Origin of the sequence: Legionella gratiana (genome assembly GCF_001467695.1) — a bacterium.
Taxonomy (GTDB): domain Bacteria; phylum Pseudomonadota; class Gammaproteobacteria; order Legionellales; family Legionellaceae; genus Legionella; species Legionella gratiana.
This window is the reverse complement of record NZ_LNYE01000004.1, coordinates 1-19,790: the sequence shown is the minus strand read 5'-3', so window position 1 is coordinate 19,790 and position 19,790 is coordinate 1. Positions and strand designations below refer to the sequence as shown.

Genomic DNA, 19,790 nt, shown 5'->3' with positions numbered 1-19,790 from the left:
GCTATTCCTCGTCAGATACTTTAATCGTGATATGGCAGGTACGTTTGCAAATTCTATTTGCACGTTCTTTAGCTCTGGGACTAATGCGTTTTAAAGTCATTGCTTCATCAACACAGACCATACCCACTTTTAAATCATCAATATCTGCTCCATTATTATTTTCAGCATTAGCTATAGCTGACTCTAATAACTTAAGCATTAATTGTGCACCTTTTTTTGGTGTAAACTTGAGGACATCAAGCGCACCAGATACTTTCATATTTCGTATCATGTCTGCTACCAATCTGCCCTTCTGAGCGGATAAGGGAGCACCTTTCAATTTAGCTGTAACTTCCATCATATCCTCTTATTTGCCTTTAGCCTTTCTGTCACCAGAATGACCTTTAAATGTTCGAGTCATGGCAAACTCACCTAATTTATGACCGACCATATTATCTGTAATATACACAGGGATATGATCTTTACCGTTATGAACTGCAATTGTAAGGTCAATCATTTCAGGAACAATTGTTGAACGTCTTGACCAAGTTTTAATTGGTTTTTTCGATTTTGATTCGATTGCAGCTTCAACTTTGCTAATCAAATGATGGTCAACAAAAGGACCTTTTCTTATAGAACGAGCCACTTGATATCCTCTCAATAATTATTTTTTCTTGCGTCTTCTGACAATGAAGCCATCAGTGCGCTTATTACTTCTGGTTTTATATCCTTTAGTTGGTACTCCCCAGGGTGATACTGGATGACGTCCACCAGAAGTACGTCCTTCACCTCCACCATGTGGATGATCAACAGGGTTCATAGCAACACCACGTACAGTTGGACGAATTCCTCTCCAACGTTTTGCTCCAGCTTTACCTAAAGCGCGTAAACTGTGTTCGCTATTGCTAACTTCTCCAATTACAGCTTTACATAAAACATGTATCTTACGCATTTCACCTGAACGAAGTCTTAAGGTTGCATAAACACCTTCTTTCGCAACAATTTGACCACTAGCACCAGCACTTCGTAATACTTGTGCTCCTTTTCCTGGTTTCATTTCAACACAATGAATCGTAGTACCCACAGGAATATTTTTCAATGGTAAGCAGTTACCAATACTAATAGGTGAATCAGCTCCGCTAACAACCTTATCACCAACATTCAAATTGGCTGGAGCAATGATATATCTTCGTTCACCATCTTTATAAACAATCAAAGCAATAAGAGCAGTTCTATTTGGATCATACTCAATGCGCTCTACACGTGCTTCAACACCATCTTTATTTCGTTTAAAGTCAATAATACGGTATTGATTACGCTGCCCACCACCAATATGTCTTACAGTGATTCTACCTTGGTTATTTCTTCCGCCAGTTTTCTTTAGCTTTTCGACTAAAGCTGCGTGAGGTTTCCCTTTATGAATGTGGTGATGAACCACACGTAATTCGCCACGCTTTCCTGGCGATGTAGGTTTAGATTTTAATAGTGCCATCTTAATCTGCCTTATTCGGTAGCTGTAAAGTCAATATCTTGATCTGCATGAAGAGTTACAAAAGCTTTTTTCCAATCACTACGCTTTCCATTCATTTGTTTAAAACGTTTTGTTTTTCCCTTCACATTAACAACAGATACATTTTTAACTTTTACGTTAAATATATTTTCTACCGCCATTTTAATTTCAGTCTTAGTTGCAGTTTTCAATACTTTGAAAGTAAACTGTTTAAGCTTATCCGCTATGACAGTAGCTTTTTCAGAAGTATGTGGCTCACGTAGAACCATCAACAATCTTTCAGCGTTCATTGTAACTGTTCCTCAATTTTTTTAATTGCAGCTTCTGTAACAACAACTTTTTCAAATCTTAATAAGGATACTGGATCTACAGTTGTAACGTCACAAATATCATAATCAATTAAGTTTCTTGATCCAAAATATTCATTTTCACCAACTTCAGTCATTATAATCAGAGCATTTGTCACATTTAGCTGATTCATTTTGTTGATGAAATCTTTAGTCTTCTTACTTTCACATTGAAAGTCACTAACGACTAACAGGTTGCCTGTGCGGCAAAGTTCGGAGATTATACTACGTAATGCACGTTTGTACATTTTTTTATTAAGTTTTTGTGAATAATCTCTTTTTTTAGATGCAAATGTTACTCCACCACTTCTCCAAATAGGACTTCTAATCGTTCCAGCACGTGCACGACCTGTACCTTTTTGATTCCATGGTTTTTTTCCACCACCTCTAACTTCTGAGCGAGTTTTTTGAGCGCTATTACCACTACGAGCATTATTCATATAAGCTACAACTGCTTGATGAATCAAGCCTTCGTTGTAACTGTATGCAAATACATCTTGGTTTAGTGCTAATGTTGATTTTGTATCTATAGTAGTAATTTCCATCACTCACCTCGTGCTTGCTTTTTGGCTGCAGGCTTAATTTCTACTCTTGAACCAGGTGCACCAGGTATAGCACCTTTAATTAGAAGTAAATTTCTTTCAGCATCTACGCGTACGAGTTCAAGACTTTGAACTGTACAACGAACATTCCCCATATGCCCTGCCATTTTTTTGCCTTTAAAAACACGGCCAGGAGTTTGGTTTTGACCAATTGATCCAGGAACACGATGTGATCTAGAGTTACCATGAGTAGCATCTTGTGTTCTAAAATTATATCTCTTAACAGTACCTGCAAAGCCCTTACCTTTAGTAGTTCCAGATACATCAACGAATTGGCCTGCAGTAAAAACATCAGCAACCGAAATCACTTGACCTGCCTTAAATGTATCTTCTGAGTCAACTAAAAATTCAGCTAACATATCGCCTGCTTCAATTTCAGCCTTTGCAAAATGCCCTGTTAAAGCTTTGTTTACTTTTCCTGCTTTTTTCGTACCACCTGTTAACTGAATCGCAGAATAACCATCTATGCTCTGAGTTTTAACTTGTGAAACTCGATTAGGGTGTACTTCAACAACAGAAACAGGAACTGACACTCCATCTGCCATGAAGACACGAGTCATACCGACTTTACGGCCTAATAAACCGATCATCATTGTAACACCTCTTTAATATTCTTCACCTTAAAATTTAGTCATCAAGGCTTATCTGAACATCAACTCCTGCAGCCAGATCCAATTTCATCAAAGCATCTACTGTTTTTTCAGTTGGATGTACGATTACGACCAGGCGTTTATGAGTACGTAATTCATATTGATCTCGTGCATCTTTATTAACATGCGGTGAAGTCAATACAGTAAATTTTTCCTTACGGATCGGCAAAGGTATTGGTCCACGAATTTGTGCACCAGTACGTTTTGCTGTCTCCACAATTTCTCGAGTTGATAAGTCAATCAACCGATGATCAAAGGACTTTAATCTTATTTTAATGTTTTGATTGCTACTCATTCTAATTACTCGATAATTTTAGCGACAACACCGGCGCCAACAGTACGGCCACCTTCCCGAATTGCAAAACGTAACCCTTCATCCATTGCAATAGGTGCATGTAAATTTACAGTCAACTGCACGTTATCTCCAGGCATTACCATTTCTACTCCAGAAGGTAAGTCACAAGTGCCTGTTACGTCCGTTGTTCTAAAATAAAACTGTGGTCTGTATCCATTAAAAAATGGAGTATGTCGTCCACCTTCCTCTTTAGATAAAACGTATACTTCCGCCTCAAATTTTGTATGAGGTTTAATTGTACCTGGTTTTGCTAATACTTGACCACGTTCAACTTCATCACGCTTAGTCCCACGGAGCAATATACCTACGTTATCTCCAGCTCGGCCTTCGTCTAACAACTTACGGAACATCTCAACACCAGTACAGGTCGTCTTTGACGTATCACGAATTCCTACAATCTCAATCTCTTCGCCTACTTTGATAATTCCGCTTTCGATACGTCCTGTTACTACTGTTCCTCGACCAGAAATTGAAAATACGTCTTCAATCGGTAGTAAAAAGGACTTATCAATGTTTCGTACTGGCTCTGGTATGTATGAATCCATCGTTTCTACTAGCTTCTCTATCGCTGGTACACCAATATCACTAGTATCTCCTTCTAACGCCTTCAATGCAGAACCAACAACAATTGGTATGTCATCCCCAGGAAAATCGTAACTGCTTAACAAATCTCGAACTTCCATTTCAACAAGTTCTAACAGTTCAGGATCGTCTACCATATCCGCTTTATTCATAAATACTACAATGTACGGTACACCTACTTGGCGTGACAACAATATATGCTCTCTGGTTTGTGGCATTGGACCATCTGCAGCTGATACTACCAGTATCGCTCCGTCCATTTGCGCTGCACCCGTAATCATGTTCTTCACATAGTCAGCATGTCCTGGGCAATCCACATGCGCATAGTGTCTGTTTGCTGATTCATATTCAACATGCGCTGTAGATATTGTAATTCCTCGTTCTCTTTCTTCTGGTGCTGCATCGATCTGATCGTATGCTTTCGCTATACCACCAAATTTCTTTGCCATAATTGTGGTAATCGCCGCTGTTAATGTGGTCTTACCGTGGTCTACGTGACCAATCGTACCCACATTCACATGTGGCTTTTTACGTTCAAATTTTTCCTTCGCCATTTCAATAACCTCGTTAACTTTTTATTGTTTCTTAATAATCGCTTCAGCAATGTTAGTTGGTGCTTCCGCATACTTAGAAAATTCCATAGTATAAGTTGCTCTTCCTTGAGTAGCAGAACGTAAATCGGTCGAGTAACCAAACATCTCTGCGAGTGGAACTTCTGCTCTAACTATTTTTCCTGCTGGTGAGTCTTCCATTCCTTGAACCAAGCCACGTCGTCTGTTAAGGTCACCCATAACATCACCCATATAATCTTCTGGGGTTACAACTTCGACGCTCATTATTGGTTCAAGTAATACTGGTTTAGCTCGTAATGCACCTTGTTTGAAGCATTGAGAACCAGCAATTTTAAATGCCATTTCACTAGAATCCACTTCGTGGAAGGAACCGTCAAATAATGTAACTTTAACGTCCACAACTGGATACCCAGCAATAACACCATTTTGCATTTGCTCTTGAATTCCCTTGTCAACTGCAGGTATATATTCTTTTGGAATGACACCACCAACAATTGCGTTGACGAATTCATAGCCTTTACCCGGCTCCTGGGGCTCAATCTTCAACCAGACGTGGCCATATTGACCACGACCACCTGATTGTCGAATGAATTTGCCTTCTTGTTCTATAGGTTGCTTTAGTGTTTCTCGATAAGCAACTTGAGGTTTACCAACATTGGCTTCAACATTAAACTCCCGCTTCATACGGTCTACAATAATTTCCAAATGAAGCTCACCCATACCTTCAATAATGGTTTGTCCTGATTCTTCATCAGTATGTACACGGAAAGAAGGGTCTTCTTGAGCTAGCTTTCCAAGCGCAATACCCATTTTTTCTTGGTCTGCTTTTGTTTTGGGCTCAACTGCTACAGCAATAACAGGATCTGGAAAATCCATTCTTTCTAATATCACTACTTTTTCAGTATCACACAATGTATCCCCAGTAGTCACTGACTTTAAACCAACTGCTGCTGCAATATCACCTGCTCTAACTTCTTTAATTTCTTCACGTGAGTTAGCATGCATTTGTAATAAACGACCAATACGCTCTCTTTTACCTTTTACTGAATTGTAGACAGTATCGCCGCTTTTAAGAACACCGGAATATGCTCTAAAATAAGTTAAAGTTCCGACAAATGGGTCTGTAGCAATTTTAAAAGCCAAAGCTGAAAATGGTGCATCATAACTTGTTTCTCGAGAAGCTTCCTCACCGTGCTCATCGATACCTTGAACATCAGGTATATCGGTAGGTGAAGGTAAATATTCAATAACACCATCCAAAACAGCTTGCACACCTTTATTTTTAAAGGCGGAACCACAGAATACAGGAACTACCGCATTACTAATAGTTAATTGTCGTAGTGCCTTTTTAATTTCATCTTCAGAAAGCTCTTCACCTTCAAGATATTTTTCCATCAAGTCTTCAGTAGCTTCAGCAGCAGCTTCTACAAGCATTGCTCTATATTCTTCACATTGCTCTTTCAAATCAGCAGGTATATCTTTATACACAAAAGTCATACCTTTATTTTCTTCATCCCAATGAATTGCCTTCATTTTGATGAGATCAATAACTCCTTTAAATTCTTCTTCTGCGCCAATCGGCAGCTGAACAACGACAGGATTAGATCCTAAACGCTGTTTGATTTGGCCAACCACCCTAAGGAAGTTTGCACCCATTCTATCCATTTTGTTAACAAATACAATTCGCGGCACACCATATTTATTCGCTTGCCGCCATACTGTTTCTGATTGGGGTTCTACACCAGCTACTGAATCGAATACCACAACTGCACCATCAAGTACTCGTAGCGACCGTTCTACTTCAATCATGAAGTCTACGTGTCCTGGTGTATCGATAATGTTAATGCGGTGTCGTTCGAATTGCTTGTCCATACCTGACCAGTAGCATGTTGTTGCTGCTGAGGTAATAGTAATACCGCGTTCCTGCTCCTGAACCATCCAATCCATCGTTGCAGCGCCGTCATGAACTTCACCAATCTTATGAGACATACCAGTATAATACAGCACACGCTCTGTTGTTGTTGTTTTTCCTGCATCAACGTGCGCTGCAATCCCTATGTTTCTATATAGTTTTAATGGAGTAGACACTGACTACCTCTCTTTTAGTTCCATCTAAAATGCGCAAATGCTTGGTTAGCTTTTGCCATTTTATGAGTATCTTCGCGTTTTTTTACTGCAGAACCTTTACTCTCATAAGCATCCAGCAGCTCCCCGGCTAAGCGTAGCATCATTCCCTTTTCACCGCGAGTTCGTGCAGCCTGAACAATCCATCGCATACCTAAGGCAATGCTTCGATCATTTCGGACTTCAACTGGTACTTGATATGTAGCACCACCTACTCGACGTGAACGAACTTCAACGCTTGGTCGAACATTATTTAAGGCTTCTTCAAAGTAGCGAAGAACTGTAGCTGAACCACTTGTGCTACCAGATTCACCACTCTCATCATCTGCTTTTTTCATCTTTTTGAGACGCTCTTCCATAACAGATAAAGCGCCATAGATTATTTTTTCAGCAACAGATTTTTTACCACTAACCATAAGTACGTTAATAAACTTTGCTAGCAGTTCACTATGATGTTTTGGATCTGGCAAAATTTCTCTTTTGGGAACTTCTCTTCTTCTAGGCATTTCAATTTCCTACAATCAGTTATTTTTTATCTTTTGGCTTTTTAGTACCGTACTTTGAACGACCTTGTTTACGATCGTTAACCCCTGATGTATCTAAACTACCTCTAACAGTGTGATAGCGCACACCAGGTAAATCTTTAACACGACCACCTCTTATAAGAACTACTGAGTGTTCTTGAAGATTATGACCTTCACCACCAATATATGATGTTACTTCAAACCCATTGGTTAGACGCACACGAGCAACCTTACGCATAGCTGAGTTAGGTTTTTTGGGTGTAGTAGTGTAAACCCGTGTACATACTCCACGTCGTTGTGGACATGATTCCAGTGCTGGTACGTTACTTTTCTTCTTTACGTCCACACGAGGCTTTCTTACTAACTGATTAATAGTAGCCATTTATACTTAACTCCGATCTGTCTCTTTGATTATTTCGAATACATAAGGAGGCCGGATTCTATATAGCTACGGCAGATTTGTCAAGTTTTAATCTGCCGTTTTCGATCCGAACTAGTGTTCTTGATTATCTGCGTTTAATGCTTCACTCAACGCATGCTCAACATCACTTGCAGTTACGGTATGTACAGGGTACTCACCAGCTGCAGCCTTAGCTCTCTTCACTTTACGACCTTGATGATAGGCATAACCTGTTCCAGCAGGGATCAGACGTCCGACCATCACATTTTCCTTTAAGCCACGTAAATCATCTACTTTACCACTTACAGCAGCTTCCGTTAGAACTCTTGTTGTTTCTTGGAATGAAGCAGCTGAGATAAATGATTCGGTAGCCAAGGAAGCCTTCGTAATACCCAATAATATAGGTATACCTCTGGCGCTTTGTTTTCCTTCTGCAATAAGCCTGTCATTTTCTTGCAGCAAAGCACTTTCTTCGATCTGCTCACCTGCCAAGAATTTTGAATCTCCAGCAAAAGTTATAACCCGTTTACGTAACATCTGTCTTACAATTACTTCGATATGTTTGTCATTAATTTTCACACCTTGTAATCGATATACATCTTGTACTTCATTTACGATGTAATTTGCTAATGCACCAACACCAAGTAAACGTAATATATCATGAGGATTAAGTGCTCCTTCCGCGATAATTTCTCCGCGTTCTACATGCTCACCTTCGAAGACAGAGATATGACGCCATTTTGGAATGAGCTCTTCATGACATTGATCTTCAGAAACATTGATAATTAATCTTCTCTTACCTTTTGTTTCCTTACCAAAACTTACCATTCCCGAAACTTCCGCCATTACCGCAGAATCTTTCGGTTTGCGCGCTTCAAATAAATCAGCAACCCTAGGTAAACCCCCAGTAATATCGCGCGTTTTAGATCGTTCTTGAGGAATACGGGCGATAACATCACCAATTCCTACATGGCCACCGTCCTCAAAGTTTACGATCGCATCTACAGGAAGGTAATATTGAGCTGGAACATTAGTACCTGCAAGATAAATATCATCGCCACTCTCAGTCACCAATTTTACCATCGGTCTTAAGTCTCGACCTGCGGCGCTTCTTTGTTTCGCATCAATAACAACAATATTACTTAAACCAGTTAATTCGTCGGTTTGTCGATTCATAGTGATACCATCAATTAAATCAACAAATTTCAAATAACCACCAACCTCAGAAATAACAGGATGTGTATGTGGATCCCAAGTAGCGATAATTTGTCCTGCTTCAACACTTGAATTATCTTGGACTGTAATTACAGCACCATAAGGTACTTTATAACGTTCGCGTTCACGTCCAAATTCATCAACTATGGTCACTTCGCCAGAACGTGATACAGCAACTAAATTTTTATTTTCATGAGTTACTGTTTTAATGTTATGTAAACGAATAACCCCTTTAGTTTTGATTTGAATATTATTGGCTGCTGTTGCTCTTGAAGCTGCACCACCTATATGGAAAGTACGCATGGTTAACTGTGTTCCAGGCTCACCAATCGATTGGGCGGCAATAATTCCTACTGCTTCACCTGTATTAACAAGATGTCCTCTTGCTAAATCTCTTCCATAGCACTTCGCACATAATCCATAACGAGTTTGGCATGTAATAGGCGAACGTACTAAGATTTGATCGACACTTTGCTTTTCTAGCTTTTCAACCCATGCCTCATCTAATAAGGTTCCTGCAGTGACAACAGGTTCACTTTGGTTAGGAATGTAAACATCAGCAGCTACTACTCGTCCTAATACGCGCTCCTGAAGTGGCTCAACAATATCACCACCTTCAATCAATGGTTGCATTAAAATACCTGTATCAACACCACAATCATCCTCAGTAATGACCACATCTTGAGCTACATCAACAAGTCGTCGCGTCAGATAACCAGAGTTAGCTGTTTTCAATGCCGTATCAGCCAAACCTTTGCGAGCACCATGAGTTGAAATGAAGTATTGAAATACATTTAATCCTTCACGGAAGTTTGCTGTAATTGGAGTTTCAATAATTGAACCGTCTGGAGCAGCCATCAATCCACGCATACCAGCAAGCTGTCTAATTTGTGCAGCAGAACCTCTCGCTCCTGAATCAGCCATCATAAATATGGGGTTAAAGGATTCCTGTCTTACTAGCTCACCTTTCACATTAGTAACTTGTTCGGTCGCGATCTTACTCATCATTGACTTGGCAACTAACTCATTAGTACGGGACCAAATATCAATAACTTTATTGTAACGCTCCCCATTAGTTACTAGACCGGAACGGAATTGTGATTCAATTTCTCGAACCTCATTATATGCATGATCGATAATACTTGCTTTATCGTCGGGTATCTCCATATCTTCGATACCAATAGACGCACCGGAACGGGTTGCGTACTTAAAACCGGTGTACATTAGCTTATCGGCAAAGATTACAGTTTCTTTCAAACCAAAAGTTCTATAGCAAGTATCGATGACCTTAGTAATCACCTTTTTAGTCATAGTACGGTTTATTTGCACAAATGACATACCCTTAGGCAGGATCTGGGCAAGAATCGCACGCCCGACCGTAGTTTCAACAAGATGATATCCCGATTCATTTTCTTTAGGCATACGAATTTTGATTTTGGCATGGATATCAAGATGTCCAGCTTCATAAAAATTCTGGGCTTCTTGAGCGCTTACAAAAATTTTCCCTTCACCTAAAGCATTAACTTTTTCTCGAGTCAAGTAGTACAAACCAAGCACAACGTCCTGGCTAGGAACGATAATTGGCTCTCCGCTAGCTGGTGACAAAATATTGTTTGTTGACATCATAAGTGAGCGAGCTTCTAGTTGTGCCTCTAATGTCAACGGCACATGCACAGCCATCTGGTCACCATCAAAGTCCGCGTTGTATGCGGTACAAACAAGAGGATGAAGTTGAATCGCTTTACCCTCAATTAGCACTGGTTCAAATGCCTGAATACCCAAGCGGTGTAATGTAGGCGCTCTGTTAAGTAGGATAGGATGCTCACGAATTACATCATCTAAAATATCCCAAACAACTGATTCTTCGCGCTCAACCATCTTTTTAGCTGCTTTAATCGTTGTCGCTAACCCTCTAAATTCTAATTTGCTAAAAATAAATGGCTTAAAGAGTTCAAGCGCCATTTTTTTAGGCAGTCCACATTGGTGCAGTTTTAAAGTAGGCCCGACCACAATTACTGAACGACCTGAATAGTCAACACGCTTACCTAGAAGATTTTGACGGAAACGACCTTGCTTCCCTTTAATCATATCAGCTAATGATTTCAGAGGACGCTTATTTGTACCAGTGATTGCACGACCACGACGACCATTATCCAAAAGAGCATCAACTGATTCTTGCAACATTCTTTTTTCATTGCGAACTATGATGTCAGGGGCATTAAGATCTAACAAACGCTTTAAGCGGTTGTTTCGATTGATAACACGTCGATATAAGTCATTTAGATCAGAAGTAGCAAAGCGTCCACCATCTAATGGAACTAAAGGCCTTAAATCAGGTGGAAGAACCGGTAGAACATCCATGATCATCCATTCTGGCTTGTTACCTGAATCATAAAAAGCCTCCAGCAGCTTTAATCGCTTAGTTATCTTTTTGATTTTCGTTTCTGAGCTGGTAGTTGGTAACTCTTCACGTAAGTTCTTGATTTCATCTTCCAGATCAACCTGACGAAGTAGATCACGAATCGCTTCTGCACCCATACGTGCATCGAATTCGTCTCCATATTGTTCCATTGCATCCAGATACGCTTCATCATTTAGCAATTGACCACGCTCAAGCTCAGTCATACCTGGATCAACAACCACAAATGCTTCAAAGTATAGAACACGCTCTATATCTCTTAAAGTCATATCCAAAAGCAGACCGATTCTAGAAGGCAAAGACTTCAAGAACCAAATATGTGCAACAGGACTTGCAAGCTCGATATGTCCCATCCGTTCACGACGTACCTTTGCTAAAGCTAGCTCAACACCACATTTTTCGCAAATAACACCGCGATGCTTCAATCGTTTATATTTACCACATAAGCATTCATAATCTTTTACTGGACCAAAAGTTTTAGCACAGAATAATCCATCTCGCTCTGGTTTAAAGGTACGATAATTAATAGTTTCTGGTTTTTTTACTTCACCATAGGACCATGAACGAATTAGTTCAGGAGATGCCAAAGCGATTTTAATTGCATCAAACTCTTCACTTTGTCCCTGTTGTTTGAGGATACCTAGTAGGTCACTCATTACAGGAGCTTTTCTCATTGGTTCAATCATTGGGTCGTCGTTTAGAGTACTCAAGTCTATGCCTCCAAAAATTTGTTAATCAGTATGTATCGCTGAAAAGTTAATCGTGTTCGAGTTCTATATCTATTCCCAAGGCACGAATTTCTTTCAATAGTACATTGAAAGATTCAGGCATTCCTGGATCCATGCGATGGTCTCCATCGACTATATTCTTGTAGATTTTTGTTCTACCTCCAACGTCATCTGATTTCACAGTCAACATTTCCTGTAATGTATATGCGGCACCATATGCTTCTAGCGCCCACACTTCCATTTCTCCAAAACGTTGTCCACCAAACTGTGCTTTACCACCAAGTGGTTGTTGAGTGACTAAACTGTATGAGCCAGTTGAGCGGGCATGCATTTTGTCGTCAACTAAATGATTTAGCTTTAGCATATACATGTATCCAACAGTTACTGGATTATCAAATTGGTTACCTGTTCTACCATCATACAAAATAGTTTTTCCATCTGGTGATAGGTCTGCCAGCTGCAGCATGCTTTTTATTTCTGCTTCGGAAGCACCATCGAAAACTGGTGTTGCCATTGGCACGCCCGCACGCAAATTATCCGCCAATCGATACAGTTCATCATCGTTTAGACAATCGAGGTTAACTCTTTGTATGCCATCGTGATTATATATTTTATTCAAAAAAGTTCGAATTTCAGCTGAACTTTGTTTTAAATCCAACATCTGTGCAATTTTATTTCCTAATCCTTTTGCAGCTAATCCAAGATGTGTTTCTAATACCTGACCAATATTCATTCGCGAAGGTACACCTAACGGATTTAATACGATATCTACAGCTGTGCCATCTTCCATATGTGGCATATCTTCTACAGGTACAACAATAGAGATAACCCCTTTATTACCATGACGACCAGCCATCTTATCACCTGGCTGAATCCTTCGTTTAACAGCAAGATAGACTTTAACAATCTTCAATACTCCAGGAGCTAAATCATCACCTTGGATAATTTTTTTCCTACTATCGTTAAAGCGTTTCTCCATCTCTTTAGTCAATAGTTCAAGTTGCTTAGAGAGTTGCTCAAGCTGTTGGCTAATTGCATCATTTTCTAAGCGAATATCAAACCATTTATTTCTACCTATGTTTTCCAAGTAATCTTGCGTTATTTTGGATCCGGGCCGCAAATTTCCTGGGCCGCCAGTAGCTACTTTATCTAGGATAATATTCGATACGCGATGGTAAATATCTTCTTCGCGAATACGGCGCTCATCAACAAGATCTTTACGTACTCGTGCAAGATGTTCTTCTTCGATGCTTTTTGCACGTGCATCTTTTTCCAATCCATCCCGAGTAAAAACTTGCACATCAATTACAGTGCCATTCATACCCGATGGAACTCTTAGCGAAGAGTCTTTCACATCAGACGCTTTTTCTCCAAAAATAGCACGCAATAATTTTTCTTCAGGAGTAAGCTGAGTTTCACCTTTTGGTGTTACTTTTCCTACCAATATATCGCCCGCGTTAACTTCAGCTCCAATATAAACAACACCGGATTCATCCAAACTTGATAGTGCTGACTCACCTACATTAGGTATATCAGCAGTGATTTCTTCTGCCCCTAATTTTGTATCGCGAGCAATACAAGTTAGCTCCTCTATATGGATCGTTGTGAACCGATCATCTTGAACAACACGCTCAGATATAAGGATAGAGTCTTCGAAGTTGTATCCATTCCAAGGCATAAAAGCAACCAGCAAGTTTTGCCCTAGTGCAAGCTCACCCATGTCAGTACAAGGTCCATCAGCTAAAACATCGCCTCTTTGAATAATGTCGCCCGTTTTAACAATAGGACGTTGATTGATACATGTATCTTGGTTTGAACGGAAATATTTAGTTAAATTATAAATATCAACACCTGTTTCACCCGCTGTGGTCTCATCATCATTCACACGCACAACAATACGCGAAGCATCAACTAAATCAATTATTCCACCTCGTTTGGCAACAACAGAAACCCCTGAATCCGAAGCTACTATACGCTCCATACCAGTACCCACTAGTGGCTTTTCAGAACGCAAAGTTGGGACTGCTTGTCGCTGCATATTTGATCCCATTAACGCACGGTTTGCGTCGTCATGCTCTAAAAATGGAATTAGCGAAGCAGCCACGGATACGATCTGTTTGGGCGAAATATCCATGTAGTTAATCTTATCGGGTGTAGTTAACGAGAATTCATTTTGATGTCTACAAGGAACTAAATCAGCTAAAATATTTCCATCTTCATCAAGAGCTACGCTTGATTGAGCAATATACTGGTCAACTTCTTCAATAGCTGATAAATACTCAATTTCATCCGTAACCCGACCATCAATTACCTTTCTACATGGAGTTTCAATAAACCCATAATCATTTGTTCTTGCATAAACAGATAATGAGTTAATTAACCCAATATTGGGACCTTCTGGTGTTTCAATTGGGCATACGCGGCCATAGTGTGTAGTATGGACGTCACGAACTTCAAAGCCAGCACGCTCACGAGTTAAACCGCCTGGTCCTAAAGCTGAAACTCTTCGTTTATGAGTTACTCCTGATAGTGGATTTACTTGATCCATAAATTGGGATAGTTGGCTTGAGCCAAAAAACTCTTTAATCGCAGCAGACACAGGTTTAGCATTAATTAAATCCTGTGGCATTAGATTTTCGGACTCTACTAAGCTTAATCGTTCTTTAACAGCTCTTTCAACACGAACCAAACCAACCCTAAATTGATTTTCGGTCATTTCACCGACGCTACGCACTCTACGGTTGCCAAGATGATCGATATCATCGACCATTCCAATACCATTTCTAATGTCTATCAATGTCTTGATAACTGCCATGATGTCTTCTTTGGTCAGTGTACCTGGACCATCATCATTCTTTCTACCAACACGACGATTAAATTTCATTCTGCCAACTGCAGATAGATCATAACGTTCTTCTACAAAAAATAAATTTTTAAATAAAGCTTCAGCAGCTTCTTTAGTTGGAGGCTCACCAGGACGCATCATGCGATAAATTTCTACAAGTGCTTCCAATTGACTCGAAGTAGGATCAATTTTTATCGTATCAGAAACGTAAGAGCCATGATCTAAATCATTTGTATAAATCATATCAAATTGATGAATACCACTAGTGATCATAGCATCAAGTAATTCATCAGTGACTTCATCATTTGCTTGTGCAACCAGTTCACCAGTTAATGTATCAATAATATTTTTTGCTAATGTTTTACCCGACAAATAATCACGAGGCACGATCAAATCTTGCATTTGCGCTTTTTCCATTTGCTTAATATGGCGCGCAGTAATTCTTCTCCCTTGCTCAACAATGAGCTCACCTGTTTCGGGTACAAGAATATCAAATGAGGCGATTTCACCTCGTAATCGTTGTGGGATTAAATCAATATGATATTCACCATTTTTAAGATGACAGCTAGTGATTTCAAAAAACTCGCTTAGAATATCTTCAGTCTCATATCCCAAAGCACGAAGTAAAATACTAACAGGTAGCTTTCGTCTTCTATCAATTCGAACATATACACAATCTTTAGGATCAAACTCAAAATCAAGCCAAGAGCCACGATAAGGGATAATTCGTGCAGAATAGAGCAGTTTTCCCGATGAGTGCGTTTTACCCTTATCATGTTCGAATATAACACCAGGCGATCGATGCAATTGTGAAACAACTACTCTTTCAGTACCATTTATGACAAAGGTTCCAACATCAGTCATTAGAGGTATTTCACCCATAAATACATCTTGCTCTCTAATATCTTTGATTGGTTTAGGATCCTCGCTTGCATCTTTATCAAGAATAACAAGTCTTATTTTGACCCTTAATGGCGCAGAATAAGTTAAGCCTCTTAATTTGCATTCACGAACATCAAATGCTGGCTCACCAAGCTTGTAACTAACATATTCAAGCCTTGCATTACCAGAAAAACTATCTATTGGGAACACAGAAGAAAATGCAGCATGTAGTCCTGTATTAAAGTGTTCATTTGCTTTGCTATCGGCTTGAAGAAAATCTCTATAAGATTTAAGTTGAATTTCAAGCAGATTTGGTATTGCCATTTTATCGGCCTGCTTACCAAAGCTTTTGCGAAATCGTTTTTTCTCAGCATGCGAATATTGAGGTTTAGCTTCTGCAACTGCCATGGTGTTTCCTCTGTAAATTATTGATGACTTCAAACACGTAAACCCAGCCATGAAAACATGGCTGGGTTCCTATCTCATTGATATAACCTTATTATTTAACTTCTACTGAAGCACCAGCTTCTTCAAGTTCTTTCTTGATATTAGCAGCTTCATCTTTAGATACACCTTCTTTAATTGTTGAAGGAGCACCTTCTACTAAATCTTTAGCTTCTTTCAAGCCAAGACCTGTTATACCACGAACTGCTTTAATAACGTTTACTTTGTTTGCGCCAAAGCTAGTCATAACAACTGTAAATTCAGTTTGTTCTTCAACAGCGGCAGCAGCACCTGCTACAGGCGCAGCAACTGCAACAGCAGCAGCGGCAGCTGAAACATTAAATTTCTCTTCCATTGCTTCGATTAGCTCAACTACTTCCATAACAGACATATTTGCTATGGTTTCTAAAATATCATTTTTTGACACAGCCATTACTAGCTCCTGATTTAAAATTAATTTATTGATTAAAAAGGACTTAACCTGCTTTTTTATCTTTAACTGCTGCTAAGGTTCTTACTAATTTAGCATGTGGCTCAGCAAGAGTTCTGACAAATTTCTCAACTGGCGCTTTCATCACATACATCAACTTGGCTATAGCTTCATCGCGTGTTGGCAAGCTTGCAACAGCATCAATTTGATCTGCTGAATATACTTTGCCTCCCACTGATAATGCTTTAACTTCAAGTTTTTCAAATGTTTTTGCGAATTCTTTAAGTAGTCTTGCGGCATCGCTAGGAGCTTCTAATGACAAAGCTACAAACAACGGGCCTACCAGCAAGTCATTTAAGCACTCAAATTCAGTGTTTTTAAATGCTCTTCTTGTTAAAGTATTTCTTACAACACGAAGATAAACACCTGATTTACGTGCTTCACTACGTAAATGCGTCATTTGATTAACAGTTAACCCTCGATAATCAGCAACTACTGCCGAAATAGCCTTTGAGGCGACCGCAGTCACTTCTTCAACAACAGCTTTCTTTTCAGCTAAATTTAATGTCACGTTACTGACCCTCCTAATTTATACAAATCGCAAGGATTTGCCAGTTATGGTGGCCGTCTCTTTAACTAAGTTGGAGTCGGTTCACCGTCTGCGCAGGAAATTAAGCATAAGCACCTGCGGTCTTCGACGGCATGGACCCAAATCTATGCCGTGAATTCCTAAAAAATGGGTGACTATATTACACAGGTATTGATGAAATATCAATAGCTAAGCCGGGACCCATTGTAGTTGATAATGAGATTTTCTTTAAGTATTGTCCTTTAGATGAAGATGGTTTTGCTTTTTTCAGATCATTAATCAATGCAACAATATTTTCAATGATATCTTCTGCTGTAAAATCAACCTTTCCAACAGAACAATGAATAATCCCATTTTTGTCTGTTCTGTAACGTACTTGTCCTGACTTAGCATCCTTTACTGCTGCTTCAACGTTGGTAGTCACAGTTCCAACTTTAGGGTTTGGCATTAAGCCTCTTGGCCCTAAAATTTGACCTAACTGGCCCACAATACGCATTGCATCAGGGGTAGCGATGACAACATCGAAATCCATCACTCCGCCTTTAATTTTTTCGGCTAAATCCTCAAAACCAACGATGTCAGCCCCCGCATCTTTTGCCTTAGTTGCATTGTCGCCTTGTGCAAAAACAGCAACTCGAACTACTTTTCCTGTCCCTTTAGGCAAATTAGTCGATGAACGAACAACTTGATCTGATTTGCGTGGATCTACACCCAAGTTAACACTAATATCAAGGCTTTCACGGAACTTAGTCGAAGCAAACTGCTTTAAAATGTTTATTGCTTCATTTGCACTATACAAGTGACCAGTTTTAACTACCTCTAAAATATTTTTTTGTTTCTTAGATACTTTTGCCATGGCGCCCCCCCTTATTCCAAACCTTCAACGTCAATACCCATACTGCGAGCTGTACCTGCAATACTTCTAACTGCTGCTGCTAAACTTGCAGCAGTTAAGTCGGGTTCTTTAAGTTTCGCAATTTCTTCAAGCTGTTTGACGTTAAGTTTTGCCACTTTCTTAGTGTTGGGTGTACCACTTCCGCTTTGAATACCTGCAGCTTTTTTCAAAAGAACTGATGCAGGTGGAGTTTTAGTAACAAACGTAAAACTTCGATCACTATAAACAGTTATTACAACAGGAGTAGGTAACCCTTGCTCCATTTGCTGTGTAGCTGCATTAAATGCTTTACAAAATTCCATAATGTTAACACCTCTTTGACCTAAGGCAGGCCCTACAGGTGGGCTTGGATTTGCTTTACCTGCTGGAATTTGTAATTTAATATAAGCCTCTACTTTTTTTGCCATGATTACTCCTTATGGGTTAAACGCTAGCTTTTAGTAATTAATAAATTACTTAAGTCTTAGCTCCCCTATATATAAAACAGCCCCGAATTAAGTAATTACCTTTATCTTTTGTAAAGCGATTATTAATCGGAACACCTTAGCGAACTAAGTTTTCTCTACTTGACTAAACTCAAGTTCAACTGGAGTTGAGCGTCCAAAAATAAGGACAGCTACTCTCAATCTGCTTTTCTCATAGTTAACTTCTTCAACAACACCATTGAAGTCAACAAATGGACCTTCTTTAACGCGCACCACTTCACCAGGTTCAAACAAAATCTTAGGTCTTGGTTTTGTAACTCCATCTTCAACTCGCTGCATAATCGCTCGAGCTTCCTTATCCGTAATAGGAGTGGGAGTTTGGCTTGTTCCACCAATAAAGCCCAAAACTCTGGGTATTGCTCTTATCATATGCCACGTTTGATCGTCCATAACCATGTTCACTAATACATAACCTGGAAAAAACTTTCGTGTGCTCTTACGTTTTTGGCCTGAACGCATCTCAACAACTTCTTCTGAAGGTACGACAACCTCACCAATTTTATCTTGTAAATTATGGTGTTTTGCGCGTGATACAATTTCGCGCATAACAAAATTTTCATAGCCTGAATAGGCATGTACAACATACCATTGTTTCGATTTTTGTTCTTCCACCGAATTCACCCTAAATGAGTTATTTTAGCAATTGCCCACATCATTATTGAATCCACTCCCCAGAGTATAAATCCGGTTAATGCAACCATGACAATAACGATAGTTGTTGTTTGTACTGTTTCTTGACGTGTAGGCCAAACGACCTTTAATAGCTCAACTTTTGATTCTTGAGCAAAATGAAACACCTTCTTCCCTACTGAGGTTAGATAAGCCAAAAATATAACTAACAGAAACCATACAAGCCATATTATGGACTCTATAGGTGCCGATAAAGTGTAATTATAGGTGCAAAAAAAGGCTGCTAAAGTTATTAAAACTATAGCCATCCAAGATAGTATATCTTTAGTATTACTTTGAGCTTCGTTCGAACTTTTCATAGTCACTTGTTTGTTGGCAGGCCAGGAGGGAATCGAACCCCCAACCTGCGGTTTTGGAGACCGCCACTCTGCCAATTGAGCTACTGGCCTATATTATTTGGCATGCGTCATTTTATCACGCATGCCATCAATCTTACCTTATTACTCGATAATTTTAGCGACAACACCGGCGCCAACAGTACGGCCACCTTCCCGAATTGCAAAACGTAACCCTTCATCCATTG

The 19,790-nt window shown here is 39.5% G+C and carries 20 protein-coding genes and 1 tRNA gene; all 21 read right to left on the bottom strand.

The genetic code is table 11. From position 1 onward, the window contains the following. Position 1: 1 nt before the first annotated feature. On the bottom strand, positions 2-337 hold the full coding sequence (gene rplV / locus Lgra_RS01885) for a 50S ribosomal protein L22 (RefSeq protein ID WP_058497593.1): 336 nt from the start codon (positions 335-337) through the stop codon (positions 2-4). A gap of 9 nt (positions 338-346) precedes the next feature. Further along, positions 347-625 (bottom strand): 30S ribosomal protein S19, encoded by a 279-nt coding sequence (gene rpsS / locus Lgra_RS01880; RefSeq protein WP_003633088.1) that lies wholly within the window; start codon positions 623-625, stop codon positions 347-349. Positions 626-643: 18 nt separating this feature from the next. Further along, on the bottom strand, positions 644-1,471 hold the full coding sequence (gene rplB, locus Lgra_RS01875) for a 50S ribosomal protein L2 (RefSeq protein WP_058497592.1): 828 nt from the start codon (positions 1,469-1,471) through the stop codon (positions 644-646). A gap of 11 nt (positions 1,472-1,482) precedes the next feature. Then, positions 1,483-1,779, bottom strand: a complete 297-nt coding sequence (rplW, locus tag Lgra_RS01870) for a 50S ribosomal protein L23 (RefSeq protein ID WP_027272068.1) — start codon at positions 1,777-1,779, stop codon at positions 1,483-1,485. Further along, entirely contained in the window at positions 1,776-2,381 is a 606-nt protein-coding gene (gene rplD, locus Lgra_RS01865) for a 50S ribosomal protein L4 (protein ID WP_058497591.1), read from the bottom strand. Before rplD ends, rplW begins: the two co-directional genes overlap by 4 nt. Beyond that, entirely contained in the window at positions 2,381-3,031 is a 651-nt protein-coding gene (gene rplC, locus Lgra_RS01860) for a 50S ribosomal protein L3 (RefSeq protein ID WP_058497590.1), read from the bottom strand. Before rplC ends, rplD begins: the two co-directional genes overlap by 1 nt. 34 nt (positions 3,032-3,065) lie before the next feature. Then, on the bottom strand, positions 3,066-3,383 hold the full coding sequence (gene rpsJ / locus Lgra_RS01855; protein WP_003633094.1) for a 30S ribosomal protein S10: 318 nt from the start codon (positions 3,381-3,383) through the stop codon (positions 3,066-3,068). 5 nt (positions 3,384-3,388) lie between these two features. After that, the gene (gene tuf / locus Lgra_RS01850) at positions 3,389-4,579 is read right to left on the bottom strand and encodes an elongation factor Tu (protein WP_058497589.1); all 1,191 of its coding nucleotides are present in this window, start codon (positions 4,577-4,579) and stop codon (positions 3,389-3,391) included. 21 nt (positions 4,580-4,600) lie between these two features. Then, positions 4,601-6,685: an elongation factor G gene (gene fusA, locus Lgra_RS01845; RefSeq protein WP_058497588.1), complete on the bottom strand. Its 2,085-nt coding sequence runs from the start codon at positions 6,683-6,685 to the stop codon at positions 4,601-4,603. Positions 6,686-6,699: 14 nt separating this feature from the next. Beyond that, positions 6,700-7,227, bottom strand: a complete 528-nt coding sequence (gene rpsG / locus Lgra_RS01840) for a 30S ribosomal protein S7 (protein WP_058497587.1) — start codon at positions 7,225-7,227, stop codon at positions 6,700-6,702. A 19-nt stretch (positions 7,228-7,246) separates the two neighbouring features. Further along, on the bottom strand, positions 7,247-7,627 hold the full coding sequence (gene rpsL / locus Lgra_RS01835; RefSeq protein ID WP_004450478.1) for a 30S ribosomal protein S12: 381 nt from the start codon (positions 7,625-7,627) through the stop codon (positions 7,247-7,249). A gap of 111 nt (positions 7,628-7,738) precedes the next feature. Further along, positions 7,739-11,935 (bottom strand): DNA-directed RNA polymerase subunit beta', encoded by a 4,197-nt coding sequence (gene rpoC / locus Lgra_RS01830; protein WP_058497660.1) that lies wholly within the window; start codon positions 11,933-11,935, stop codon positions 7,739-7,741. A 100-nt stretch (positions 11,936-12,035) separates the two neighbouring features. After that, positions 12,036-16,142, bottom strand: coding sequence for a DNA-directed RNA polymerase subunit beta (gene rpoB / locus Lgra_RS01825; protein ID WP_058497586.1), 4,107 nt, complete (start codon positions 16,140-16,142; stop codon positions 12,036-12,038). Between the two features lie 91 nt (positions 16,143-16,233). After that, complete coding sequence (gene rplL, locus Lgra_RS01820) at positions 16,234-16,611, bottom strand: 50S ribosomal protein L7/L12 (RefSeq protein ID WP_058497585.1); 378 nt, start codon at positions 16,609-16,611, stop codon at positions 16,234-16,236. A 43-nt stretch (positions 16,612-16,654) separates the two neighbouring features. Continuing rightward, entirely contained in the window at positions 16,655-17,179 is a 525-nt protein-coding gene (rplJ, locus tag Lgra_RS01815) for a 50S ribosomal protein L10 (protein ID WP_058497584.1), read from the bottom strand. A 178-nt stretch (positions 17,180-17,357) separates the two neighbouring features. Beyond that, a complete protein-coding gene (rplA, locus tag Lgra_RS01810; protein WP_058497583.1) occupies positions 17,358-18,053 on the bottom strand; it encodes a 50S ribosomal protein L1 in 696 nt (231 codons plus the stop codon). 11 nt (positions 18,054-18,064) lie between these two features. Then, on the bottom strand, positions 18,065-18,499 hold the full coding sequence (gene rplK / locus Lgra_RS01805; protein ID WP_058497582.1) for a 50S ribosomal protein L11: 435 nt from the start codon (positions 18,497-18,499) through the stop codon (positions 18,065-18,067). Between the two features lie 144 nt (positions 18,500-18,643). Beyond that, positions 18,644-19,189, bottom strand: a complete 546-nt coding sequence (nusG, locus tag Lgra_RS01800) for a transcription termination/antitermination protein NusG (protein WP_083502835.1) — start codon at positions 19,187-19,189, stop codon at positions 18,644-18,646. A 5-nt stretch (positions 19,190-19,194) separates the two neighbouring features. Continuing rightward, positions 19,195-19,566, bottom strand: a complete 372-nt coding sequence (secE, locus tag Lgra_RS01795; RefSeq protein ID WP_058497581.1) for a preprotein translocase subunit SecE — start codon at positions 19,564-19,566, stop codon at positions 19,195-19,197. A gap of 14 nt (positions 19,567-19,580) precedes the next feature. After that, positions 19,581-19,656: transfer RNA gene (locus Lgra_RS01790), tRNA-Trp, on the bottom strand. A gap of 51 nt (positions 19,657-19,707) precedes the next feature. After that, positions 19,708-19,790, bottom strand: an 83-nt coding sequence (locus Lgra_RS17360; protein WP_078767514.1) for an EF-Tu C-terminal domain-related protein, incomplete at its 5' end; no start/stop codon positions are given.